The organism is Lentilactobacillus kefiri, assembly GCF_009739535.1.
GTDB classification, from domain to species: Bacteria; Bacillota; Bacilli; order Lactobacillales; family Lactobacillaceae; genus Lentilactobacillus; species Lentilactobacillus kefiri.
In genome coordinates this window covers 58038-83537 of record NZ_CP029971.1, presented here as the reverse complement: position 1 = coordinate 83537, position 25500 = coordinate 58038, and the positions used below count along the sequence as shown (strand labels likewise).

The following is a 25500-nucleotide window of genomic DNA, read 5'->3' as shown; positions in this document are numbered from 1 at the left end:
GAAAACGGCCATGACGAAACGAATTGGATTATAAAAGGGTGACACCCGTATCGTCTTGAGCGGTAACTTGATAGTAGTTACAATTTAGGTGGTACCACGTATAAGCGTCCTATTGTTAAATCAATAGGGCGTTTTTTGAAAGGATGGTTTACGATGACAAAAAAAAATATTTTAACAGGTGACAGACCCACTGGTAAGCTTCACATTGGCCATTACGTTGGTTCATTGAAGAACCGGGTTGAATTACAAAATTCCGGTGATTACGAAACATTTATTATGATTGCCGACATGCAGGCGTTAACCGATAATGCCCGGGATCCAGAAAAGATTCGTCACAGCTTGATTCAAGTTGCCTTGGATTACCTGGCCGTTGGAATTGATCCTAAGAAGTCGACAATTCTGGTTCAGTCACAAATTCCCGCATTACCTGAATTGACCCAGCACTATTCTAATTTAGTCACAGTTTCTCGATTAAACCGAAACCCAACTGTTAAAACAGAAATTCGTCAAAAGAAGTTTGGCCAAAGTGTTCCAGTTGGTTTTGCAATGTACCCAATCAGCCAGGCAGCTGACATTACCGCATTTAAAGCCACAACTGTTCCAGTCGGTGACGACCAGGAACCAATGTTGGAGCAAACCCGTGAAATTGTCCGGACATTTAATTCCGTTTATAACGATGACATTTTGGTTGAACCAGAAGGCTACTTCCCACCAAAGGGAATGGGTCGAATCCCAGGCTTGGACGGTAATGCCAAGATGAGCAAATCATTGGGCAATGCCATTTATTTGTCAGACGATGAAGATACCATCCAAAAGAAAATTATGTCAATGTACACCGACCCCAACCATGTTCACGTTGAAGATCCCGGTCAGGTTGAAGGCAATACTGTCTTTACCTACCTCGACATCTTTGATCCTGATAAGAAGAAGGTTCAAGAACTCAAGGATCAATACAGTCATGGTGGTCTTGGTGATGTTAAGATTAAACGTTACCTGAACGATGTTCTTCAAGCTGAACTCAAGCCGATCCGTGAACGCCGTGAACAATACGCAAAAGACGAGCAGGGTGTTTACGACATTCTTAAAAAAGGCAGTGAACACGCAAACGTTGTTGCCAACCAAACACTTAAAGAAGTTCGTGATGCAATCGGTATTAACTATTTTGACTAATATGTCCAGAAAGGGTGGCAGGGATGGAAAACCTTGTAATTTTGGATATTGGTTCAAATTCTGTCAGAATGGCGATTAACCAAATTTCTGATGACGGTAGTTACCGTGAGATCAAACGTATTAAAAGCGATAGCCGATTGTCCGAAGGCATGGGCCGGGGGAAAATTTTACAGCCGGCTGCCATGGAACGAACAATCAAGTCGTTGGCAGATTTCAAAACGATTTATTCTCAATACGAGGCTAAAAAAGTCATTGGAATTGCGACGGCGGCCGTTCGTCAAGCAAAGAATCAAGCTAAATTCCTCAGAGCTGTCAAAGAGCAGATTGGTATTTCACTCAAAGTTTTGTCTGGAAACCAGGAAGCTTATTATGACTATCTTGGGGTGATCAATCGTTTGGGGATTAAGAACTGCCTGATCTTGGACATTGGTGGTGCTAGTTGTGAGTTGATCCGCGTCAACAACGGGGAGAGCTCCAACCTTACCAGTATTCCCGTTGGAGCGGTTAATATTACCGAGCGATATCATTTGAATGATAATATTACCGGTGCCAATTTATTTAATGCGCAGTTTAACATCCGTAAAATTTATTCAAAAATTGATTGGTTGAACCGTGCGACCCATCAGCCGCTGGTTCTCTTGGGCGGCGCTAATCGGACGCTGGCCCGAATCAATCGTAAACGTCAGAATATGGTTCGAATTGACGCAATTCATGGCTACCATTTGACCTCTGAACAAGTGAACCGAACATATTTGAATTTATTAAAAGGCAATGTCAACCGCCGGCGCAAAATCCAGGGACTGGAGCACGACCGGGCGGACATCATCGTTGGCGGCCTGTTGCCGTTGATTGTATTGATGGATAAGATTGACGCTAAAAAGGTCCTGTTTTCCGAAAGCGGTGTTCGTGAGGGAATCATTACCGAATATATCCAAAAAGAATATGGTACAAAGTAGAGCTGGTTATTTCACCAGCTTTTTGTGCTTCTTACAGATTTGTGGTGATATGATGGAAAATAAGTGGGATCATTTTTATAAAAAAAGTTATTCTGAAAGATTAAAGCTGATTGCGCAATCTGTTGGATTGACCGATGAGCAAATAGCGACCATTACGCAAAACCATGATGTGGTCTCTGGTGAACTGATTGAAAATAGTTTGACCGATTACGCGTTGCCGGAGGGAGTTGTCACCGGTCTGGTGGTTAATGGCACATCTCATTTGGTGCCAATGGTGACCGAAGAGCCTTCGGTTATCGCAGCGGCAAGCAACGGTGCCAAACTGCTGTCAGCCGGATCCGGGATTCAGTGCGTTGTTCCGCATAAACTGGTTAACGGTCAGGTGATTGTCAAAAACGCTAAATTTGCAACCCTCTCGGCTTTTATTGAATCCAATCGCTCTCAATTGATAAGCTTGGCTGATCAAAGCCACCCCAGCATTTTAAAATATGGTGGCGGAGCACGAGACATTCGGCTTCGAAAATTATCCGATCACTTCGCCTCAATTGACCTTGTTGCCGATACCGGCGAAGCGATGGGGGCAAACATTATGAATACCATGCTTGAAGCCATTGCCCATTTCATATCCGATCAATTAAAGGTCGAAACAACCATGGCAATTTTGTCGAACTTTGCCGATTCGGCAGTGGTTCAGGTAACTGGCAGGGTAAACGTTTCACGGTTAGCAAGCCAGTCACTTTCAGGACAGGTAGTTGCCCAGCGGATTGCTGACGCTAGTGATGTTGCTCAGCTCGACATCAATCGGGCTGCCACTCACAACAAAGGGATTATGAACGGCGTTGATGCTGCGGTCATGGCCTTTGGCAACGATTGGCGGGCCGTTGAGAGTGCTGCGCATTCGTTTGCTGCTCATGATGGCAGATATAAGGGCTTGAGCACGTGGCAGGTGACCGGCGATCAGTTAATTGGTAAAATGGTTCTGCCGGTGCCAATTGGCTTTGTCGGCGGTGCCAGTAAGGTTCTGCCGATGGCCGTCATTAACAAACAAATTGCTCAGATTCACAATTCAAAAGAAGAAATGCAGGTTATCGGAGCCGTTGGCCTGGCACAAAATTTAGCCGCGTTAAAGGCACTCGTGACCGATGGCATTCAAAAAGGGCACATGAACCTCCAATTAAAATCCCTGGCACTTTCAAATGGTGCCACTACGGAGGAGCTTCCGGCCGTTGTTGAGCAATTGCAAAAAATGGCCAATCCAGATTCCCAATCAGTTAAAGAAATACTAAAAACAATGCGTAGATAGGAGATCAACATGGATAATAATATTGATATCGAATTAAACAAAGACGTCCACGGACTCATTGATGCCGTTAACAGCTTTTTCCCGGGGACCGTTACGGTTACCTTTATTGGTAAGCTGCAGTCCGGTTATGTTCGCCACGATCAGGCCCAGACGGTTCAAGACGGCAAGAACATCATTGTCCAAATTGCCGATTTAAGTGCGCCAAATTACACCGCTTCTCATGAACTCCTCCATCTTTTGATGGTCCTTCGGGGCTTCCCACAGGTGTTTTATTCACTGACCACCGGTGACGATACGTTGGATGAGCAGTTGAAGATGATGGGAACGGAACTGTACGACATCGTTTCACATTTTGTGGTTGTTTCAGAACAGCGAAAACACAATCTTATTAATGACGACATTGAGGAGATGTACCTCAAAGGTGTTTACGCCACGATTAAGCCTGAACCGGATCCATTGGACGACCAGATGATGCTGCGGTTGACGACTTTATTGGATGCAATGGTCTTCTACGGTGACGGGATTGATAAAGTTGCCGATAAATTCAAAAAGGATTTCCCAATTTCATTTGCGGCTGCTCAAAAGCTTTATCAGGTCATTACTGAAAAGCCGACGGATTCACCATTTGGCCTTCGCCGAAACGTTGTTAAATTGTTCAAAGCATTTGATGAGCAGTTGAAGGACTGGGAGTTACCGGCACTTCACAACACTGAATTTACGACGGTCACCAGCGTGTTATCAGAACGTCAGCTTGGCCTGAAAGTGAAGCAGCTGTTTGAAATTTATCATTCTGATTTGATTGAAGTGAAGAGCAACACCAAGGGTTACGTTGGATTTAACCGAGTTGATGATCAAAACTCATTTGTCTTGGCCAACCCTAAAGGAACCGGTGATGACCCCGAGTTCTTCAAAGGCGTCTATAATAAATCTGTAAAGGAATTGTTTGACGGCCTCAAAATGCCTTATATTATTCGGAAATAATGAACATTTAAAGGAGAAATACGATGATTGATTCTAAAATTCAAGCTGAATTTGATGATGCAAGAAGGATTGTCTTTCTGACTGGTGCCGGGGTTTCTACCGCATCGGGGATTCCTGATTATCGTTCAAAAAACGGGTTGTATACAAACGACAAGTCTGATAAACCCGCTGAATACTATTTAAGTTCTGATTGCCTTCGGAGTGAGCCAAAAGTATTCTGGGAATACGAAAAATCGAATATGTATTATCCGGATGCCAAGCCAAATGTGATTCATGAACGTCAGGCTCAGTTCACCCAGCAACGGGATGCCACTGTCGTGACCCAAAACATTGACAGCTTGTATCGAAAAGCGGGCACTAAAAACCTGATTGAATTTCACGGCAACTTGTATCACGTCTATTGTCAGAAGTGTCATAAGACCGTTGACTATAAAGACTACCTAAAGAGTATGTATCATGAAAACTGCGGTGGCATTTTACGCCCAGACATTGTTTTATATGGTGAAGGACTTGATCCGGTCGCCATTTCAAAGAGTGTTGACGCTGTATCAAAAGCTGATTTGATTGTCATTGTCGGTACCTCAATGCGGGTTTATCCGTTTGCAGGGTTGATCGACTATCGTTCTCAGAATGCCGATGTTCTGGCTGTTAACGAAGAACAGCTGCAGTTCAGCTTCCCATTCACGATGGTCAAAGAAAACGCGGTTGATTTCTTCAAAGATTTAAAGGTGAATGCCTAACCACTTGGGAGGTGGGATGATTGATTACAATTGGATTAACGACGTTTTCCGATCATCCTTCGCTGATTGACGGGGCCAAACGAAAAGTTCGTTTGTCCGAATACAGCGGTTATTTTCCGGTGGTTGAACTGGATACGCCGTTTTACGCGATTCCAAAAGTTGAAGTCGTCAAAAATTGGCAGCGGCAGGTGCCGGATAACTTTCAATTCATTTTAAAAGCCAACCGGGTTATGACAATGCATGACCAGGGCAGTGCGGATCCCGTTGATAATGAGCAGCGGTTTGTTGAGTTTAACAATTATAAACGCGCGGTTGCCCCGCTGATGGAAACCGGCCAGCTCAAAGCCATTTTGTTTCAATTTCCACCGTATTTTGCCAGAAGAGTGGCGACCATCCAATACTTACTGCGAATCAGCAATCTCATGTCCGGATACCCGGTTGCAGTCGAATTTCGGAATTCCACCTGGTATGGCGAAGAAATTACTGAAGACGTTGCCGGATATCTTAAGGAATTGGGGATGACAATGGTTGCGGTGGATGAACCTCATACAACCAATGCCGGCGTGCCGTTTGAACCGATTGTTACCAACGAAAATTTGGCATTATTAAGGCTTCACGGCAGAAACGTAAAGGGATGGACTGAGCACTCTGCTGACTGGCGTTCCAAACGAACATTGTATCGATATTCGCAAGATGAGCTTCAAGAATTTGCCAAAGTTGTTTCCGATTTGGATCAACAGGCCAACGAAGTATGTATTATCTTTAATAACAATAGCGGTGGGGACGCGGCGGATAATGCCCTGCAGCTCAAAAAAATAATGGGGATCGACTTTGGCGGTTTGTCCCCGGTACAGATGGATTTATTCTGAAAATGATGAGGTTTTTAACTGGCCAACAAGATTATTGGTATGTTAACAATCGTTGAAAAATGATTTTCCAAACCATTGTCACATCAAGTTCAAATCCAATCGCCATTCCAAAAAATATTTGCTATACTGGATTGTAATATCCTATAGAATAATAAAGCATGAAAAGAGGTACTTTCATGGCAGAAAGTAAGCCAACATTTTATATCACAACACCAATTTATTACCCGTCTGGAAAGTTACATATTGGGAATTCATACACGACAATTGCCTGTGACGCAGAAGCACGTTTTAAGCGGGCAATGGGTTACGATGTCTTCTTCCTTACCGGAACGGATGAACACGGATTAAAGATTGAACAAAAAGCTGAACAATTGGGGATGTCACCTAAAGATTACGTTGATAAGATGGCAGCTTCAATCAAGCAGTTATGGAAAAAGTTGGAAATTTCCAACACTAAATTTATTCGGACAACCGATGATTATCACGAAAAAGCGGTTGCTGATATTTTTCAGAAGTTACTCGACAAAGGCGACATTTATCTGGGTGAATACACCGGATGGTACTCAGTCTCTGATGAGGAATACTTTACTGAAAGCCAATTAGCTGAAGTTTACCGTGACGAGAACGGCAAGGTTACCGGTGGGAAAGCACCTAGTGGCCACGAAGTTCAGTTGGTTCACGAACAGTCATACTTCTTTAAGATGAGCAAGTATGCCGACTGGTTGCTTCAGTATTACAAAGATCATCCAGATTTCATTCAGCCATCCACTCGAATGAAAGAAATGATCAAGAACTTTATTGAACCAGGTTTGGAAGATTTGGCTGTTTCTCGAACAACCTTTACTTGGGGTGTTCCAGTGAAGTCAGATCCAAAGCACGTGGTTTACGTTTGGATCGATGCGCTGACCAACTATATCACCGCTTTAGGCTACGATAGTAAGGACGACAGCAATTTCAAGAAGTACTGGCCTGCAAATGTTCAAATGGTTGGTAAGGAAATTGTTCGATTCCATACGATTTATTGGCCAATCATTTTGCATGCGCTTGGTTTGCCATTACCTAAGACCGTTTATGGTCACGGCTGGCTGCTCATGAAAGATGGTAAAATGTCGAAGTCAAAGGGAAATGTTATCTATCCTGAAACTTTGGTTGACCGATATGGTTTGGATGCGCTTCGTTACTACCTGCTTCGCGCAATGCCATATGCCAATGACGGCTTGTTTACACCGGAAGACTTTGTTGACCGTTTGAACTTTGATTTGGCCAATGATCTCGGAAACCTGTTGAACCGGACCGTTTCCATGATTAACAAGTATGATGATGGTGTCTTGCCAGCCTACAAAGCTGGGGTTAATGACGCCGACAAAGAGTTGGAAGATACGGCAGAATCAGTTATTGCCAACTACAAGCAATTGATGAATGATCTTCATTTCTCAGATGCGTTAGCTGAAGCATGGAAGCTGGTTGCCCAAACCAACAAATATATTGACCAGACCGAACCATGGAACCTGGCCAAGAATCCCGACGACAAAGCCAAACTGGATGCCGTTATGGCGCATTTGGCCGCCGGATTACGAGTTATTGCCGAATTAATCAGTCCGGTTATGACGCATGCTCCTAAGGAAATTTTTGCCCAGTTGGGAATTAAAGAAGATATTAACCTTGAAAATCTGAAATTTGCCGACGTTCCTGCCGGCGTCAAAGCTGTTGCCAAGGGAACACCAATTTTCCCTCGGGTTGATGTGGATGAAGAAGTTGATTACATCAAGCAGCAAATGACCAAGACGGATAAAGCAAAGGGCCGAGCAGCGATGAAAGAAGCCGCTGAAGCCGAGTTTGATCCGGAAGAAACCAATTTGAATCTGACCAAAAAGCAGGTTCGCTTTGACGCTTTTGAAAAGATTGAGCTTAAAGTTGCCGAAATTAAAGATGTTAATAAAGTTGAGGGTGCTGATAAATTACTCCAATTCCGTTTGGATGCAGGTGATGATGGTGATCGCCAAATCCTCTCAGGAATTGCTCAATGGTATCCTGACTATAAGAAATTAATTGGCAAGAAAGTGATCATTGTTTCCAACTTGAAGCCTCGAAAGATGCGTGGCCAAGTCAGCCAAGGCATGTTGCTGTCAGTTGAACACAAGGACGGCGACGTTGAATTGGTAACCGTTGGATCACACTTGGAAAATGGTGTCACACTGGAATAAATTGCCGATTTGTGGCAGAGTAAACATAGTGAAAGACTAGGGATTGGAAACAAGACGTAAGTTTTGTCACAATCCCTATTTTTATCTAAATGGTTTGGGAGTAAACGATGAAAATATTTGATTCACATACGCATTTAAACGATGAACATTTATATCCTGAGGCAGATAAGTATTTTAAACACGCCCAAAGCTTGGGAGTTGTTAAAATTGCCAACGTTGGGTCGAATCAAAAATTAAACGATCTGTCATTGGAGTTATCCGCCAAGTACGCCGATATGTATTCGATTATTGGCTGGCATCCGGAAGACTCGATTTATTATCACGAAGAACAAGAAAAGTTGTTGATTGAACAGCTGCAAAGCCCCAAAGTGGTTGGCCTTGGTGAAATCGGTCTGGATTATCACCAAACAACTGCCCCTCGTGTGGTTCAAAAGCGGGTCTTTAAACGTCAAATTGATATCGCAAAGCAGCTGCATCTGCCGATTTCGGTTCACAATCGGGATGCATTTGAAGACACTTACGCGATTTTAAAAGAGATGAACGTTTCCGATATTCGCGGTGTCATGCACAGCTTTAACGGTGATTCCGAATGGCTCAAGAAGTTTTTGGATCTGGGGATGCTGGTTTCATATAGTGGGGTTGCCAGTTTCAAGAAAACCCATGAAGTTCATGACGCGGTCCGCAACACACCGTTTGACAGCATGATGGTTGAAACCGACGCACCATATTTGTCACCAGAACCGCTGCGCGGCAAACAAAATGAACCAGCTTATTCACTGTATACTGTTGAAGCACTTGCCCGAATTTGTGATGTTAATCCGGACGTCATTGCTGCCCACACTTATGAGAACACCATGCGTTTATTTGGAATTGAGGAATAATGAAAAAAATTAAAGAAGTCATTGTCGTTGAAGGAAAAGACGACACCAAAAGAATTCAAAGAGCCGTTGATGCCGATACCATTGAAACCAGAGGATCGGCAATTCCGGAAGAAACCCTGGAGTTGATCAAAAAGGTTGCCAAAACCCGTGGCATCATTGTTTTTACCGACCCGGATTTTTCCGGCGAAAAGATTCGCAAAGCCATTTCTGCAGAAGTTCCGAATGCCAAACACGCATTTATTACCAAGAAGCAGGGGGTTCCCAACCGTTCAGATGGTTCACTTGGCGTTGAACATGCCAGTGTTGAGTCCATTCGTGAAGCGCTCAGTAAGGTTTATACCGAGGATGATTCAGCCAGCGAGATTATTTCCAAAGCCGAATTGATGAAATATGGCTTGATGGGGAATCCCAGCGCAAAGAAGCGCCGTGAACGACTTGGAGAAATTTTACGAATTGGCTATGTCAACGGTAAGCAGCTCCAGCATCGTTTACGGATGTTTGGAATTAGTCACGAAGAATTTTTAAATGCCGTTGAGCAGATTGATAAGGAGGAAAGTCATGACTGAAAATCCACAAATTGCCAGCCCAATTAGAACTCAGGCGATTTTAAATCGATATCATTTATCTGCCAAGAAGAGCTTGGGGCAGAACTTTTTAACGGATCTGGGTGTGTTGGACAATATTGTTGAAGCCGCTGAGATCACTAAAGATGATAACGTGATTGAAATTGGTCCCGGAATTGGTGGTCTGACCGAACAATTGGCCAAAGCTGCCAACAAAGTACTCGGATTTGAAATTGATGCCAATCTGCTTCCGGTCCTAGACGAAACTTTGGCCCCTTACGACAACGTTGAAATTATCAATCAAGATATTTTAAAGGCCAACTTGCCTGACATTATCAGCCAATCGTTTGATTCTGATAAAAAGCTGAAGGTGGTTGCCAACCTGCCTTATTACATCACCACACCAATTGTGATGGATTTGATCACTGGGCAAACGCACTTTGATGCCATTGTTGTAATGATGCAAAAAGAAGTGGCCGAACGGATCAACGCCAAGCCTTCGACCAAGCCATATGGGTCGCTGTCGGTTATTGTCCAGGAATTAAATAATGTCGACATTTCGTTCATTGTTCCAAAGACGGCATTTATTCCCCAGCCAAAGGTGGATTCAGCAATTGTTAAGCTGACTCAACGGACTGATAAACCGGTGGAACCTTTTGATCAAAAGGCGTTCATTAGTTTTGTCAGGGGATGCTTTATGCATCAACGAAAAACGCTGTGGAATAATTTACAGGGGGTATTTGGAAAAACACCGGAAATCAAGGCTGAAATTAAAGACGTTTTAGCGGCAGTTAAAATTGACGCCGGCGTCCGACCTGAGAATCTCACGGTTGAACAGTTTGTTGACCTGGCCAATGCGTTCCATACTTTGAAAAATTTAATCTAATTTTTAGCGTTTTATTATTGCCAGTTTGCATCTTTTGTGGTAAAATTATTGCCTTTCTATAACTTTTAGGGTATAATGAGCTATCGTGAGGTGAGTAGGATGCCAGTGACTTTATCTGTAATCAAGCATAAGATGGACGATCATATCGGCCAACACGTATTAGTAACTTCTCAAATTGGGAGAAGAAAAACAACGAAACGTACGGGAATTTTGAGGGAAACATTTCCGGCCATTTTTGTTGTTGAATTAGATCCAGGAAAAGCCAGCTTCGAGAGGGTTTCGTATAGTTATACAGATATCCTAACGAAAAACATTGAAGTTGACTTTGATAACGCTCAAGCAGTTTAATTGCTTGGTGCTAAAACATTGTTGGGGCCGATTAGGCCTTTTTGTTTTGCCCATTTGTTACCTAAACACTGACATTTTATTAATAATTTAGTATAATTTTGTTATTAATAACCAGTGAGGGGGGTGGATCCAAGTGAAACGCATTGTTCGCGCACCAGCAAAACTTAATTTGGGCTTGGATGCACCATTTGTCCATCCGGATGGTTCGATCGAGTGGCGGATGGTCATGACCTCAATTGGTTTAAGTGATCACTTGCAAATCGAAACGACCAACCGGCATTCGAAAATTCGGATTTTTTCCGATAGTAGTTTTTTGCCTAACGATAAACGAAACCTCGCTTATCAGGCAGCACATCTATTTTTAACGAAAATGAACATTCAAACCGGCTTGGAAATTTCGATTAAGAAAAATATTCCGGTTGCTGCTGGTTTGGGTGGGGGATCTACTGATGCCGCTGCGGTTTTGAGGACCCTAAACGAAATCTTTGAGACCGGATTGTCGTTTGATGAACTGGCTCAAATTGGTGCCCAAGTGGATTCTGACGTTCCGTACTGTGTCTTCAGTCGAACCGCTCTGGTAAGTGGACGCGGGGAAATTGTGACGCCACTTAAAAAATTACCCAAAATGTGGTTTGTGTTGGCGAAACCAAACATCAGTGTTTCGACGCCCAGAATTCTTAAACAGGTCGCGACAACTCCGGTCAGCCATCCGCCGATCGATGAGTTGTTGGCAGGAATTGAAGATTCCGACTATGATCGGATTGCTGCAAATATTGGCAATTCTCTTGAATGCATCACATCGGCCAGCCATCCACAAATTGATACCTTAAAGTCCCGCTTAATTGAGTATGGGGCGGATGGTTCCCAAATGAGCGGCAGTGGGCCAACAGTATTTGGCATTTGCCGAACTGAATCCCGGGCCCACCGGGTTTACAATAGTCTCTCCGGATTTTGTCATGAGACTTATATTACTCAACCGGAATGCGATACTCATCCAGCATTTTAAATGACCATTACAGGGTTGCTGACAAAGCTTAAGTTTTGTTCAAGCAGCCCTTTTATTCTGCGGTCGGCAATTGACAAAAATTTAATTTAATCTAAACTAAAATAGTAATAATTACTTTTTACAAAGTTGTGGAGGTATTTTCATTTGAGTGAAACGTTAATTTCGGTTCAAAATTTATCGTTAAATTTTCCGAATCATCAGGTTCTCTCTAATCTGAGTTTTGACATTAAAAGAGGCGAGTTCCTGGGTGTGATTGGGGAAAACGGGGTTGGTAAAACCACCTTGGTCAGAGTCATCTTGGATCAGCTGAAACCCTCAGCTGGGAAAATTAAGATTAAAAGTGGCCTTAAGATTGGTTACGTTCCGCAATTTAGAAATGTGGATGTTGAATATCCACTGTCCATTAAGGACTTCATTTCCTTAAACTTCACAGGAATCAAGTTGCCATGGCTCTCGAGAAAAGAGAAGCAAAAGGTCCAAACGGTTATTAAACAGGTGAACCTTGAGCATATTTCAAAACGCCCGCTTGGACTTGCTTCCGGCGGGGAAAAACAAAAGGCATACCTTGCCCAGGCGCTGATAAACGATCCGGACTTGTTGATTTTGGATGAATCGACAGCCAGTCTTGATCCCAATACCAAGCGGGAACTGCTTGACGTGGTCCTTAAACTTAACAAGCAGTTGGGCTTAACGATTATCTTTGTTTCTCACGATATGCAAGTCATCCATGAGTACCCGGATCATTTTTTGTGGTTAACCAAAAATGGTTATACAACGGGTCCAATCAGCGAGCTTCATAATGATTCAAAGGAGGGCGAGTATGTTTAGTTTTGAATTTATGCGTAATGCGTATTTAGCAGGAACTTTAATTGCCATTGTTAGTGGTATTATGGGTGTTTTCGTGGTTGCCAGAAATATGCCTTTCATGACCCACACTCTGTCGGAAATTGGATTTGCCGGTGCGGCTTTCGGAATTTTTATCGGCTGGACCCCGTTAAACGGAATGCTGGCTTTTACAACTGTCAGTTCAATTTTAGTTGGTGAACTGAGTGGTGCCGTTCAATCGCGGCGGGAATCGGTGATTAGTGCAATCTCCGGGCTGTTTATCGGGCTGGGAATCCTCTTCTTGTCGCTATCCAACAAGAATTCGAGTTATGCTACCAACATTTTATTCGGGAGTGTGATTGGAATCAGTCACCAGGAAGTCATCCAGATGGCGACTTTATCAGTTCTTGTCCTGGTTGTTTTATTTTTTATTTTTCGAAATTTAAAGGACGATTCGTTTGATTCGGTTGGTGCAAAGACAAACCATATTCACGCTGCCCTTATTTCAATAGTCTTTTTGGTATTATTGGCATTCAGTGTCAGTGTTGCCGCCCAAATCGTTGGATCGTTGTTGATCTTTGTTCTATTGACGCTTCCGGCAGCCAGTTCCAAGTATTTTGCCCACAGTGTTATTTCAATGATGATGTTGGCGATTGGTTTTGCCATATTCGGGGTTTGGTTTGGACTTTACCTTGGGTACATCACAAACTGGCCGGTCACGTTCTTCATTGCCAGTATTGAAGCCGTTATATATGGATCTGCATTGCTTTATAATGCGATTGCCAACAAAAGTAAATAATTTTAAAACGTTACGACAATTTTCATGAAATTCCCCCTAAAGCCGAACATTTATGATAAAATCAAAGAGATATTACATAAACTCGAGGTGGAATTTTTGAAAGTAAGAAGAAGTGATCGACTGATCGATATGACCCGCTATTTGCTTGAACGGCCACATACACTTGTGCCGTTGACGTTTTTTGCGGAGCGATACGATTCAGCCAAGTCCTCGATTAGTGAAGACTTAACTATTTTAAAACGAACATTTCAAAACCGGGGGACCGGTCTGCTTGAAACAATTCCTGGTGCCGCTGGTGGGACCAGGTTTTTGCCGTACATTCTAAAAGAAGAAGCTCAAGAGGTTGTCAATAAACTGATTGAGGAGATGTCTTCGGACACCCGCTATCTTCCAGGTGGCTACGTGTACATGTCTGATTTATTGGGCAGCCCGGCAACCTTAAGACAGATTGGCAGAATTTTTGCCACCCAGTATCTCAATCAAAACGTGGATGCCGTCATGACGATCGCAACCAAAGGGGTTCCAATTGCCCAGAGTGTGGCCGATTTCTTGAACGTTCCGTTTGTGATTGTCCGTCATGATACTGAAATCACTGAAGGCTCAACCGTTAACGTTAACTACGTTTCCGGATCATCTACCAGAATTGAAAAGATGTCGTTGTCCAAACGCAGTTTAAAGCCGGATTCAAATGTTCTCATCGTTGATGATTATATGCGTGGCGGTGGAACCGTTGGCGGTATGATTTCAATGGTCGAAGAATTTGACGCCAATCTAATTGGTGTCGGGGTGGTTGCTGAAAGTACCGCTCCAAATGGAAGAACGATTGGTGACTATACGTCACTTATGAGAGTCGATGCTGAAAACAATACCGTTGTTTCACAACCTGGTAACTACATCGAAAAAATATTTAATTAAGCATTGGGGAGACAAATATAATGGCAACAAAAAACACAATAATATTGGCTGCGGGTAAGGGGACCCGAATGAAATCCAAACTTTACAAGGTTCTCCATCGACTTTGCGGTAAGACAATGGTTGATCATGTCCTGACAGCAGTCGAAAAGGCCAATATGGATAACATCGTGACAATCGTTGGCTTCGGTGCCGACGCTGTCCGTGAAAACTTGGGTGACAGAACCCAATATGCCGTTCAAGAAAAGCAGCTTGGAACCGGTCACGCCGTTTTGCAGGCAGAAAAGCTTTTGGGTAATTTGGATGGGATGACCATGGTTGTCAGTGGGGATACACCACTATTCACAACCAAGACCTTTGAAGATTTATTTACTTATCATCAAAATAAAAAGGCCAAGGCCACCATTTTGACTTCCAAGGCACCGGATCCAACCGGTTACGGCCGGATCGTGCGCAACGATTTGGGCATTGTTGAAAAAATTGTTGAACAAAAAGATGCTACCCGCGAAGAGCAGGCGATTGATGAAATCAACACCGGGGTTTATGTATTTGATAACCGGGCTTTGTTTGAGGCATTGCACAAGTTAACCAATAATAATGCGCAGGGCGAATATTACTTAACCGATGTCATTGAAATCTTGAAGGCAGAAGGCGAGACCATTGCCGCTTACAAGATGGATGATTTTGATGAGTCAATGGGTGTTAATGACCGGATTGCTTTAGCTCGTGCAACCAAAATTATGCGCATGAGAATTAACCGTCAACATATGATGGACGGCATTTCGATGATTGATCCTGAACGGACTTATATTGATGCTGACGTTAAAATCGGTTCGGATACGATTATCGAACCCGGCGTTCAGTTGAAGGGCAAGACGGTTATCGGTGATGACTGTTATATCGGTGCCAACTCGGAAATTCGTGATTCAATTATTCATGATCACGTCACCGTTACGTCATCGTTGATTGAACAATCAGAAATGATGGACCATTCCGATATTGGTCCAAACAGTCATTTACGTCCAGACGCCTTAATCGGCAAGCATGTTCATTTGGGTAACTTTGTTGAAATTAAGAAAGCTTCAATTGACGAAGGCACTAAAGTGGGTCATTTGACCTATGTCGGTAATGCCAAGCTTGGCAAGAATATCAATGTTGGCTGTGGTGTGATCTTTGCCAACTATGACGGGGCCCACAAACACGAAACCACGGTTGGTGACGATTCCTTTATTGGCAGCAATTCTAACTTAATCGCGCCATTGGAAGTTGCCGATCATTCGTTTATTGCTGCCGGATCCACAATTAATAAGACAGTTAATAAGTACGACATGGCGATTGCCCGTTCACGTCAAACGAATAAACCCGGTTATTATAAAAAGTTGCCATATCAGAAAGATTAACTCTGATTTTTAATTAAAACATTGTATAATTAAATTATTGAGAAATTGAGTTAACAAAAAACACATTGGAGGATCATATGGCTCAGCAATATTTTGATTCGAAACTAAAGATTTTCGCTCTTAATTCTAATCGTCCCTTGGCTGAGAAGATTGCGGAAACTGTTGGCGTTCCTTTAGGGAAAACTTCAGTTGATCGATTTAGTGATGGAGAAATCCGTATCAACATCGATGAAAGTATCCGTGGAGACAATATCTTCATCATTCAGTCGACCTCTGCTCCAGTCAATGACAATTTGATGGAACTACTGATTATGGTTGACGCATTGAGACGAGCTAGTGCGGGCACGATTAACGTCGTTATGCCTTATTATGGCTATGCCCGTCAAGATCGAAAAGCACGCTCACGCGAACCAATTACTGCCAAATTAGTAGCTAATATGTTACAAACTGATGGTGTTGACCGATTGGTTGCACTCGATTTGCATGCTGCCCAGATTCAAGGGTTCTTTGATATCCCGGTTGACCATTTAATGGGTGCACCGTTGCTGGCTGATCACTTTATCAAGCAAGGCTTCGGCTCCGACGACGTGGTTGTGTCACCCGATCATGGTGGTGTTTCAAGAGCTCGTGCTTTGGCCGAATTCTTAAAAGCCCCGATCGCAATCATTGATAAGCGTCGTCCTCGAGCAAACGTTGCCGAGATTATGAACATTATTGGTGATGTGAAAGGTAAACGCTGCTTGATGATCGATGATATGATCGATACTGCCGGCACCATTACCTTAGGTGCGCAAGCATTGATGGACGCTGGTGCCAAAGAAGTTTACGCCTGCTGTACGCATCCAGTGCTTTCTGGTCCGGCAATCGAACGAATCAAGAAATCGCCAATTAAACAATTGGTTGTGACTGATACCATTCAGCTGCCAAAAGAAAAGCACCTTGATAAGATTGAACAAGTTTCAGTCGGCCCATTGCTCGGGGATGCTATCAAACGCATCAACGAGAATAAGCCGGTTAGTCCATTGTTCAACAATCGATTCCGTGGTGCTGAGAATTAATGGTTGATTTGATTAAAAAATCTCCCGTTTGGTCTTCAGTCATTGCAGTCGTGATTATCAACGTCGTTTTAATTCTATTTAGAATGCCTCGAATGGTACTGGGGAATCTCGATTTCCTGGTTGGATTATTTTTAATCGTTTTAGGCTCGGTATTCATTGTGGGTGCAGGCCATCTGTTCACTGGCTGGCGGTTTCATATTCGTAAGAAGACTGACCTGGAAGCTGAAAATGATCCAAAGCATCCGAAAGCAAAGGATGTTGCGTCAATCAAGAATCAGCCGATCAAAGTTAACAAATATGCCCGCTATTGTTTGGGTGTCGGTGGCTTCTTGATTGTTCTGGGAATTGTATTAACTAGTATTTAAAAATAAATCATAAAAAAGACCTCAACCGGAATTAACCGGTTGAGGTCTTTTTGTCTATCGAAACTTTTATTTGTTGACATATTTGTTAATGGCAAATGCAACGCCGTCTTCAGTATTCGGTTTTGTAATGAATTGGGCAGCGTTCTTAACTTCATCAATCGCGTTTCCCATGGCAACCCCTAATCCGGCATAATCAACCATCGTTAAATCATTTCCCTGATCGCCGAGGGCCATCACATTATCTTTGGTTAGATTTAACTGATCGGCCAGTTCGCGAAGCGTCTTTCCTTTACTTGCCTGTTTGTTCATCATTTCGATGAAGAAAGGTTCAGTTTGAACGACGTACATGTTTTTCTTTAATTTATCCGGAAGTAACTTTTTGGCTCTGCTGATGTTTTCCGGAAAATCAACAAACATGGCTTTGGACATGACCAGGTTGCGGGGGATTTCTTCTGGTGATCGGAACTTGATTGGCAGTCGAACCAAAAAGCTTTCGGCGATTCCATATGGGTTGGTATCACGATTAGTCGTGTAAATACTGTCCGTCGTTTCAACTTGGTAATTGACATTCAGTTTTCGACTCAGCATTTCGGTTTCCAAGAAGTCGTCATAGGTGATTGTATGGTTAACCATCACATTTCCATCCAAAGTTTGAGCCATTGCCCCGTTAAAGGTGATTGCAAACTCATCGCTGCCACTAATTTGGAGCTTGTCCAAATATGGCTGGACGCCACTCAAAGGACGCCCGGTACAAAGCACAATCTTGATTCCTTTTTTACGGGCAGCAGTGATTGCGTCAATGGTTGGCTGGGCCAATTCGTTTTTTTCGTTTAAGAGGGTGCCGTCAATATCGATGGCAATGAGTCTGATATCCATGGAAGTTCTCCTTTAATTATTTAATTAATTGATCATTTCTGATATGGCTGTTGAATTCGTCATATTCCGGCTGGAATAAATCAACGTTTTCGTCAGGCTTCAAGATTTCTCTTGGGAAGAAGAAGCGGTTGTCACCGGTTTGACGATCTGAAATGGCTCTAACCAGTGGACTGACAGAAGATAATGAAACCAGCGTGCCATCTTCTTGCATCAAATGAATTTGTTTCTTATCGGCCTGATAGGCATCATATGGCAAATCAAAACTGTTATCGGTTGCGGTGTAGTAATCCGGATTGAAACCGGACTGTTCAATAATCTGTCGCAGACGGGGAAGTAAATCAACCGTCGATTTATCAAACTTCACGGACTTTAAAGGCTTTCGGTCAATGAATCGGCTGGCCAAATTACTCAAAATGTCGTCCGGGTATCGCTTCCAGTGAATAAAGTAGGTGTTCAACACGCCATCATCCAGTTGAAGATAATCGTCTAGATTAAAGTCGCCTTGGAAGAATGGCAGAAGCAGGTAAGGGGTCTGGGGATCTTTATGAACCTCTGAACTAAAAATGACTTTTGCCCGTTTCAGCAGCCGGTTCAAGACAACTTCCATTGATCGGGAAACCGGGTGGAAGTAAACCTGTTGATACATTTGGAATCGACTGACGATATAGTCTTCTACCGCGTGCATCCCGCTCATTTCAAAGCAGATGCCGTCTTTATATGGCCGCATGACTTCCAGGATTCTGGAAAGATCAAACGTCCCGTATTTAACACCGGTGTTGTAAGCATCCCGTAACAGGTAATCCATCCGGTCGGCATCGAGTTGACTGGAAATCATTTCGACAACCTGTTTATTCGGATAGGTTTTATTGATCACACTGGCGACCTTTTCAGGAAAGTCTGGACTGACCCTTCGTAAAACCTGGTTAATTTCCGTTGTGGGCGATGTTATGATCTCTTGGGTAATCTGTTCATGGTTGGTGCCAAAAATGTGCTCAAAGGTGTGTGAGTACGCTCCATGGCCAACATCATGCAATAGGGCAGCACAGAGGGTCACTAATTTTTCGGAATCATCCCAAAGACCGTCGCCGGGTTCTTTGGACATAAAGTTTTTCTGGAAGGATTCGATAATTCTTCTGGCAATTTCATAAACCCCGACAGAATGTGAAAATCGGGAATGTTCGGCGCCATGGAAAATTAACGACGTCGTGCCCAACTGGTGAACCCGACGCAGCCGCTGAAATTCGGTGGTGTTGATCAAGTCCAAAATGACTTGGTATTTAACGTAAACGTAGTTGTGAACCGGGTCTCGAAAGACCTTTTCTCTTTTTAATTGTTGATGTGCGTAATCCAAAAAATTGCCTCCTTAGACAATTGGTAATTGTTCATTTCTGAGTTGAATCTTGCGCAGCTGCTTGGCGCGTTCTTCATTGAACGCTTTGGATATCAAAAGATCCGAGCCGCTGGTTAAATCAACTGAAATGTTTTGCTGATTAACACTCGCCAAAAATTTATGTTCAACATCGCTGGGAGTAATATCTTCGAATCCCAACTTTTGAACAGTGGTCATGGTTGCTTTATTGACATGGGGAAATGTCCAGCGTGACTGAGAATAGGCATCAGCTGCATTGTAAAATGCGGCGACTGTTTGACTACGGGCATCCTGATCGCCGTTAACGCTTAGATACAGCATTAAAACAAGCGCGTTGGTTGTGCGCCGCTGGGCAATTCCGGCAATCTTTTGACCGTTGACGGACAAATCATATTTGCCGGGGCAATACGAATTGGTTATCTCATAACTTTTGATTTCCAGTTGTGGAAATGACATGCTGATGAGACCTTTGATAATCTCGTAAGCCTGGTCAATGGTATAAACGGTATCCGGTTGGGGAATGAATAATGAAATATTCAAGATTCCCGGATCACTGACAACTGCCAGCCCGCCGGAATTTCTTAAAAAGTAATCGTAATGGTTAGCGGATAAACTTTTCAGTCCGTCTGCCAGCTTAGGCAGGCGACGGTCGTTAATTCCCAATATTAAAGTCGGCTCGGCAGTCGTCCAAAAATGAATAAAAGGCGTCAGCCTGCGGTCGCAGATTTCCAGTAAAGCATTGGTATCCGCAAACGTATCAAGCTTGGTACTTTTAGAATATATTTGATTAATGACTGTAATCGGAACGTTTGTAAAAGACATTGTCCAACTCTCCATTTCATAAAGCAATCAATCTATTTAATTATAACAGACGTACTCAAATTAATAGGGAAAGTTATTGGAAATCCTCAAGCAAACATTAGTGCAAAAAGTGGTGGAGGGTTATATAATAAATAAGTTAGTAGTAGATGTTAAAGAAGGTGTATTATGGACAATTTAGCAACTGGCGTTCCAGTTCAAATTCATCTGGAAACAAATATTTTGCAGGAAGGTCAGAAATCAAACTTTGTTTTTGATGTCACCGGTCAATTGGTTAGAGTTGGCACAAATATTTATATCCGATATCAAGAAGAAACCGATAAAGGAAATGTTCCTGTGACAATTAAAATTACCGACAACGGTAACGTCAAACTTACCCGATCAGGGGAAAACAGACTGCAGCTGTTGTTTAGTGAAGGCAAGCGGATTGCTGCCCGATATCGAACACCGTACGGTCTGATGGATATTCAAACAGTCACTTCGGCATTGGATATGGAGATTTTGGATGCACCGCTTCGGGGAAGTATCGGAATCGATTATCTGCTGTATGCAGGGGATGCACTGTTGGGTAAATATAATATTAGATTGCAATTTACTATTTAATCGAGTATAGTAATTTTTAGACTGTTGTTAGACTGTTGAAAGGACGTGTACCAGTTTGGAATTAGAAGTCTTTAAAGGCCAAAACAAGAATGAACTATCGATGATCGAGGTCGCACACGCAATCTTGGCACAACGTGGAGACACCATGCCATTTGCTGATTTAGCCAATGCGGTGCAAGAGTATTTAGGCGATAGTAACAAAGAAATTCGTGACCGTTTGTCGCAATTTTATACTGATTTGAACATTGATGGCAGCTTTATTTCACTTGGTGATAATCTTTGGGGCTTACGAACATGGTACCCTTATGAATCAATTGATGAAGCAACTGTTCATACAGAAGAAGACGAGGATCGCCCTAAGCGTAAGAAGCGCCGTAAGGTTAACGCCTTTCTTGCCGATGCTTCCGATGATGACGATGTCATTGATTACGACGACGATGATCCGGAAGATCAAGACGATGATGACTTTGATGATGATTCTGACGACGATGATGATTCAGATGACGACTCAGAAGATCTTGGCAAATATAACAAAGATCTTCAAGACATCGATGACGACACCGATAACGATGATCTTCCCGATGGAATTGAGGGTCAACTTAACGAATTGAATGATGATGACGATTCAATGGATGATGACGATGATGATTTCAATTCAAAAGATAGCCATTAATTCTTGACTAATAATTAAAAAGTATGTATTATGTTTTTTGGGCCCCTTGAGATTTCAAGGACATCTGAACGATGATTAAATTGTTCCCTATTCAGTTTTGGATAGGGAATTTTTTTATTTGTGAATTCCCCGGCTAACGGCTAACTTGTAAGAGGAGAGGATTATATAATGACCAAATATATTTTTGTCACTGGTGGAGTTGTTTCATCCTTAGGTAAAGGAATTGTCGCAGCATCACTAGGCCGATTGTTGAAAAATCGCGGGTTAAATATTACTATTCAAAAATTTGACCCATATATCAACGTTGACCCGGGAACTATGAATCCATATCAACATGGAGAGGTTTTTGTTACCAACGATGGTACCGAAACGGACCTGGATCTTGGCCATTATGAACGGTTTATCGATAATAACCTGAATAAGTATTCCAACGTTACAACAGGTAAGATTTATGATGAAGTTCTGCGAAAAGAACGTCATGGTGATTACCTTGGTGCAACTGTTCAAGTAATTCCTCATATTACGGGAATGATCAAAGAAAAGATTATGCGGGCTGCCAAAGTTTCCGATGCAGAAATTGTGATCACGGAAATTGGTGGAACCGTTGGTGATATTGAATCACTACCATTCTTGGAAGCCATTCGTCAAATGAAAACCGAAGTTGGCGATGAAAATGTCTTCTACGTTCACACGACATTGATTCCATATTTGCGGGCTGCCGGTGAAATGAAGACCAAGCCAACTCAACACAGTGTTAAAGAGTTGAGAGGATTGGGAATTCAGCCAAACCTGTTGGTTGTTCGTTCTGAAAAGCCAATTACTGATTCAATGCGGAAAAAGATTTCATTGTTCTGTGACGTTAAGCCACAGGCCGTTGTGGAATCACTCGATGTGCCAACGCTTTACACCATTCCATTGAACCTGCAGAAGCAGGGGATGGATCAACAGATTTTGGATCACTTTGGAATTGACAAGCCAGCTGCCGATATGACTGAATGGAAGCAGTTGGAACACCATGTTCAACATTTGAAGCGAACAATCCATATTACCCTTGTTGGTAAATATGTCGGTTTGCAGGATGCTTATATTTCTGTTGCCGAGGCATTGAAGCATGCCGGTTACGTTGTGGATGCCGACATCGATCTTGAAATGCTTGATTCTGAAAAGATTACTCCCGAAAATGTTGACGAATTGCTGGCACCGGCTGACGGAATTATTGTTCCTGGTGGATTTGGCGATCGTGGTATTGAAGGAATGATCACGGCTATCAAATATGCTCGTGAAAAGGATATTCCTTATCTTGGTGTATGTTTGGGAATGCAAATGGCCTGTGTTGAATTTGCCAGAGATGTTCTTGGCTACCCTGATGCCAACTCAACTGAAATGAACCCACGAACTGAGCACAATGTGATTGACTTGATGGCTGATCAGGAAGATGTTCATGATATGGGTGGTACTCAACGACTTGGGGCTTATCCTTGCAAGTTGAAGCCAGGCACAGTTGCTGCCAAGGCCTATGACAATGCTGACGTGATTTCCGAACGTCACCGTCACCGTTATGAATTTAACAATGCCTACCGTGAAGCAATGGAAAAGAATGGCATGGTTATTTCTGGAACTTCACCAGACAATCATTTGGTTGAAGTTGTTGAAATTCCTAAGAACCGATTCTTCGTTGGTTCACAGTATCATCCTGAATTTATTTCCCGTCCCAACCGACCTGAAGGATTATTTAAAGGTTTCGTTGCAGCGGCAAATGATTTATACCTTGAAAAGAACAAGTAATTCTAACTTTTAATTGGGCAGTGGCAGTCAAATTTGCCACTGCCCAATTTTTGTAATAAGGTGTATTTAAGATTATCCTAACAGCGTTTCCATAGCGGTTAATCCTACCAACTTGTACAGAACAATTGTTTTAATTATTACAAATTGTATAATTCAAGTGTAGACCTTGTATTTTGCAGGTATTTTGGATAATATATTTCTTGACATGAAAAATGCGCGAATACAAAAAGTGAGGAAAGTTTCGATGAGTAAATTAATCATACACGGAGGGAAACCACTGTCCGGAGAAATATCAATCGGCGGTGCCAAGAACAGCACCGTTGCATTGATTCCGGCAGCAATATTAGCGGATACGCCCGTTAAGTTTGATTCAGTCCCAGACATTTTGGATGTTCACAATTTGATGTTAATTTTAAAATCGATGAACGTTTCGTCTGAGTTTAACGGTGACGTGCTAAAAATTGATCCAACTAATATTGTAGAAGCACCATTGCCAAGCAAAGCTATCAAGAGCTTGCGGGCATCATACTACTTTATGGGCGCACTGCTTGGAAGATTTCAGCGTGCAACCGTTAGTTTCCCTGGTGGCGATAACATCGGGCCGCGTCCAATTGATCAACATATTAAAGCCTTTAAGGCTCTGGGTGCTGAAGTGAGTGAACACGATGGCACCGTGACCATCAGTACCGGCCCAGATGGTCTCCATGGGGCCCAAGTCTTCTTGGATATCGTTTCAGTCGGAGCCACTATTAACACAATCCTCGCTTCTGTTAAAGCACCAGGTACGACGATTATTGGGAATGCCGCTAAGGAACCTGAAATTATTGATATTGCGACTTTCCTGAACAACATGGGTGCTAACATTCGTGGTGCCGGAACCGACGTCATTCGAATTGAAGGCGTGCCGACTCTTCAGGCTCGAACTACGCACACAATTATTCCTGATCGAATCGAAGCCGGAACTTATTTGTCATTAGCAGCCGCTGCCGGAAATGGTATCCTGATTACAAACATTATTCCCGAACATCTTGAGGCATTTGTTGCCAAGCTCGAGGAAATGGGCTGCGATCTGACCGTTTATGAAGACAGCATCTATGTTGGTGCTTCTCATAATCTGAAGCCGATTCGGATTAAGGTAATGCCTTACCCTGGATTTGCGACGGATCTCCAGCAGCCGCTGACACCGTTACTATTCAAAGCCAACGGTCGAAGTGTCATTATTGATACGATTTATCCTCAACGAATTAAACACATTACTGAGCTCAATAAGCTTGGTGGGAAAGTGAAATCCGAAGACACCGACGAAGGCATCATTGTTGTGGACCATTCACCGAAGTTGGTAGGGGCGAAGGTCCAAGCAGGTGAGATTCGTGCCGGGGCTTCATTAGTGATCGCTGGTCTGATGGCCAGTGGGACTACCGAAATCTGCCACGCCGATAATATTTTGCGTGGTTACGGGAATATTGTCGACAAACTCCGAGGAGTTGGCGGAGATGTTTCCTTGGAAGTTGAAGAAAGAGTAAATTGATTATTGATTGCCATTTTCATTTATGGTACACTAACAAAGTTGACTAATCGATAATCTCTGGGTCATCAAATTGATTCAGGGCAAAGGAGCGATATATAATGAAAAAAGGAATTCATCCAGCATATCAACAAGTTGTATTTCAAGATTCATCTACAGGTTTCAAGTTTATCTCAGGATCAACTAAAACCTCTGACGAAACTATCAAGATGGACGATGGCAAGACATACCCATTGATCCGTGTTGAAATTTCATCAGATTCACATCCTTTCTACACTGGTAAGCAAAAGTTCAACCAAGTAGATGGTGCCGTAGATCGTTTCAACAAGAAATACGGACTTTCAGACAAAAAGTAAGATGTTTAAAATTGAGGGCCTTCGGGTTCTCTTTTTTTATTCAAAAAATTTGGCACAGTGATTCATGGGTTAATTGATGATCCGGTTTTGATTAACATAAACGCGTGATGCCTGCACATTTGCCCACCGGAATTAAAGGGGGAAAGGGCAATCGGACCAACCAAACAAAACAACCGATTATCCCAAAGCTGGAATAATCGGTTGTTTTTGAATGTGGAAATCTTCAAA

General features: G+C 42.8%; 26 protein-coding genes. 23 read left to right on the top strand and 3 right to left on the bottom strand.

The window, feature by feature from the left end:
- Positions 1-153: 153 nt before the first annotated feature.
- From trpS to DNL43_RS00375, 18 genes are all read left to right on the top strand, one after another.
- Positions 154-1170 (top strand): tryptophan--tRNA ligase, encoded by a 1017-nt coding sequence (trpS, locus tag DNL43_RS00460; RefSeq protein WP_156644957.1) that lies wholly within the window; start codon positions 154-156, stop codon positions 1168-1170.
- Positions 1171-1193: 23 nt separating this feature from the next.
- Positions 1194-2126 carry a Ppx/GppA family phosphatase gene (locus tag DNL43_RS00455; RefSeq protein WP_054769097.1) on the top strand — a complete coding sequence of 311 codons (933 nt, stop codon included), beginning with the start codon at positions 1194-1196 and terminating at the stop codon, positions 2124-2126.
- Between the two features lie 49 nt (positions 2127-2175).
- Entirely contained in the window at positions 2176-3429 is a 1254-nt protein-coding gene (locus DNL43_RS00450; protein WP_315972286.1) for a hydroxymethylglutaryl-CoA reductase, degradative, read from the top strand.
- A gap of 9 nt (positions 3430-3438) precedes the next feature.
- Positions 3439-4410, top strand: coding sequence for a hypothetical protein (locus DNL43_RS00445; RefSeq protein ID WP_054769098.1), 972 nt, complete (start codon positions 3439-3441; stop codon positions 4408-4410).
- A 23-nt stretch (positions 4411-4433) separates the two neighbouring features.
- A complete protein-coding gene (locus DNL43_RS00440; RefSeq protein ID WP_056982663.1) occupies positions 4434-5150 on the top strand; it encodes an NAD-dependent protein deacylase in 717 nt (238 codons plus the stop codon).
- Positions 5151-5170: 20 nt separating this feature from the next.
- On the top strand, positions 5171-6019 hold the full coding sequence (locus DNL43_RS00435; RefSeq protein WP_056982665.1) for a DUF72 domain-containing protein: 849 nt from the start codon (positions 5171-5173) through the stop codon (positions 6017-6019).
- Between the two features lie 176 nt (positions 6020-6195).
- Complete coding sequence (metG, locus tag DNL43_RS00430; protein ID WP_056982668.1) at positions 6196-8223, top strand: methionine--tRNA ligase; 2028 nt, start codon at positions 6196-6198, stop codon at positions 8221-8223.
- Between the two features lie 107 nt (positions 8224-8330).
- Complete coding sequence (locus DNL43_RS00425) at positions 8331-9104, top strand: TatD family hydrolase (RefSeq protein WP_056982670.1); 774 nt, start codon at positions 8331-8333, stop codon at positions 9102-9104.
- Positions 9104-9670 (top strand): ribonuclease M5, encoded by a 567-nt coding sequence (rnmV, locus tag DNL43_RS00420; RefSeq protein WP_056982672.1) that lies wholly within the window; start codon positions 9104-9106, stop codon positions 9668-9670. The genes DNL43_RS00425 and rnmV overlap by 1 nt, the downstream gene beginning before the upstream one ends.
- A complete protein-coding gene (gene rsmA / locus DNL43_RS00415) occupies positions 9663-10553 on the top strand; it encodes a 16S rRNA (adenine(1518)-N(6)/adenine(1519)-N(6))-dimethyltransferase RsmA (RefSeq protein ID WP_054769100.1) in 891 nt (296 codons plus the stop codon). The genes rnmV and rsmA overlap by 8 nt, the downstream gene beginning before the upstream one ends.
- 99 nt (positions 10554-10652) lie before the next feature.
- On the top strand, positions 10653-10901 hold the full coding sequence (locus tag DNL43_RS00410; protein ID WP_056982674.1) for a Veg family protein: 249 nt from the start codon (positions 10653-10655) through the stop codon (positions 10899-10901).
- 133 nt (positions 10902-11034) lie between these two features.
- Positions 11035-11907: a 4-(cytidine 5'-diphospho)-2-C-methyl-D-erythritol kinase gene (ispE, locus tag DNL43_RS00405; RefSeq protein ID WP_056982676.1), complete on the top strand. Its 873-nt coding sequence runs from the start codon at positions 11035-11037 to the stop codon at positions 11905-11907.
- A 144-nt stretch (positions 11908-12051) separates the two neighbouring features.
- Positions 12052-12735 carry a metal ABC transporter ATP-binding protein gene (locus tag DNL43_RS00400; RefSeq protein ID WP_056982677.1) on the top strand — a complete coding sequence of 228 codons (684 nt, stop codon included), beginning with the start codon at positions 12052-12054 and terminating at the stop codon, positions 12733-12735.
- Positions 12728-13531 (top strand): metal ABC transporter permease, encoded by an 804-nt coding sequence (locus DNL43_RS00395; RefSeq protein ID WP_056982679.1) that lies wholly within the window; start codon positions 12728-12730, stop codon positions 13529-13531. The genes DNL43_RS00400 and DNL43_RS00395 overlap by 8 nt, the downstream gene beginning before the upstream one ends.
- Before the next feature lie 129 nt (positions 13532-13660).
- Positions 13661-14446 carry a pur operon repressor gene (gene purR, locus DNL43_RS00390; RefSeq protein WP_056982725.1) on the top strand — a complete coding sequence of 262 codons (786 nt, stop codon included), beginning with the start codon at positions 13661-13663 and terminating at the stop codon, positions 14444-14446.
- A 20-nt stretch (positions 14447-14466) separates the two neighbouring features.
- On the top strand, positions 14467-15843 hold the full coding sequence (gene glmU, locus DNL43_RS00385) for a bifunctional UDP-N-acetylglucosamine diphosphorylase/glucosamine-1-phosphate N-acetyltransferase GlmU (RefSeq protein ID WP_056982682.1): 1377 nt from the start codon (positions 14467-14469) through the stop codon (positions 15841-15843).
- Positions 15844-15920: 77 nt separating this feature from the next.
- Positions 15921-16901, top strand: a complete 981-nt coding sequence (locus tag DNL43_RS00380; RefSeq protein ID WP_056982684.1) for a ribose-phosphate diphosphokinase — start codon at positions 15921-15923, stop codon at positions 16899-16901.
- Between the two features lie 83 nt (positions 16902-16984).
- Positions 16985-17266, top strand: coding sequence for a DUF3899 domain-containing protein (locus tag DNL43_RS00375; protein WP_225439245.1), 282 nt, complete (start codon positions 16985-16987; stop codon positions 17264-17266).
- 66 nt (positions 17267-17332) lie between these two features.
- Here DNL43_RS00375 and yidA read toward each other — a convergent pair whose 3' ends face one another.
- Genes yidA through DNL43_RS00360 form a run of 3 tightly spaced genes read right to left on the bottom strand, consistent with a single transcriptional unit; the run spans position 17333 to position 20333 of the window.
- Entirely contained in the window at positions 17333-18142 is an 810-nt protein-coding gene (yidA, locus tag DNL43_RS00370; RefSeq protein ID WP_056982687.1) for a sugar-phosphatase, read from the bottom strand.
- Between the two features lie 16 nt (positions 18143-18158).
- The gene (locus DNL43_RS00365; protein WP_056982690.1) at positions 18159-19493 is read right to left on the bottom strand and encodes an HD domain-containing protein; all 1335 of its coding nucleotides are present in this window, start codon (positions 19491-19493) and stop codon (positions 18159-18161) included.
- A gap of 12 nt (positions 19494-19505) precedes the next feature.
- The gene (locus DNL43_RS00360; RefSeq protein WP_056982692.1) at positions 19506-20333 is read right to left on the bottom strand and encodes a lipoate--protein ligase family protein; all 828 of its coding nucleotides are present in this window, start codon (positions 20331-20333) and stop codon (positions 19506-19508) included.
- Between the two features lie 165 nt (positions 20334-20498).
- Between DNL43_RS00360 and DNL43_RS00355 the strand changes: the two genes are divergently transcribed.
- The 5 genes from DNL43_RS00355 to DNL43_RS00335 all read left to right on the top strand — a co-directional run bounded on the left by DNL43_RS00355 (position 20499) and on the right by DNL43_RS00335 (position 25272).
- Positions 20499-20933, top strand: coding sequence for a DUF1934 domain-containing protein (locus DNL43_RS00355; RefSeq protein WP_054769101.1), 435 nt, complete (start codon positions 20499-20501; stop codon positions 20931-20933).
- A 55-nt stretch (positions 20934-20988) separates the two neighbouring features.
- Positions 20989-21606, top strand: a complete 618-nt coding sequence (gene rpoE, locus DNL43_RS00350; RefSeq protein ID WP_054769102.1) for a DNA-directed RNA polymerase subunit delta — start codon at positions 20989-20991, stop codon at positions 21604-21606.
- Positions 21607-21774: 168 nt separating this feature from the next.
- On the top strand, positions 21775-23391 hold the full coding sequence (locus tag DNL43_RS00345; protein ID WP_056982694.1) for a CTP synthase: 1617 nt from the start codon (positions 21775-21777) through the stop codon (positions 23389-23391).
- Positions 23392-23635: 244 nt separating this feature from the next.
- A complete protein-coding gene (locus DNL43_RS00340) occupies positions 23636-24919 on the top strand; it encodes a UDP-N-acetylglucosamine 1-carboxyvinyltransferase (protein WP_054769103.1) in 1284 nt (427 codons plus the stop codon).
- Positions 24920-25017: 98 nt separating this feature from the next.
- Positions 25018-25272 carry a type B 50S ribosomal protein L31 gene (locus DNL43_RS00335; protein ID WP_054769104.1) on the top strand — a complete coding sequence of 85 codons (255 nt, stop codon included), beginning with the start codon at positions 25018-25020 and terminating at the stop codon, positions 25270-25272.
- Positions 25273-25500: the final 228 nt, after the last annotated feature.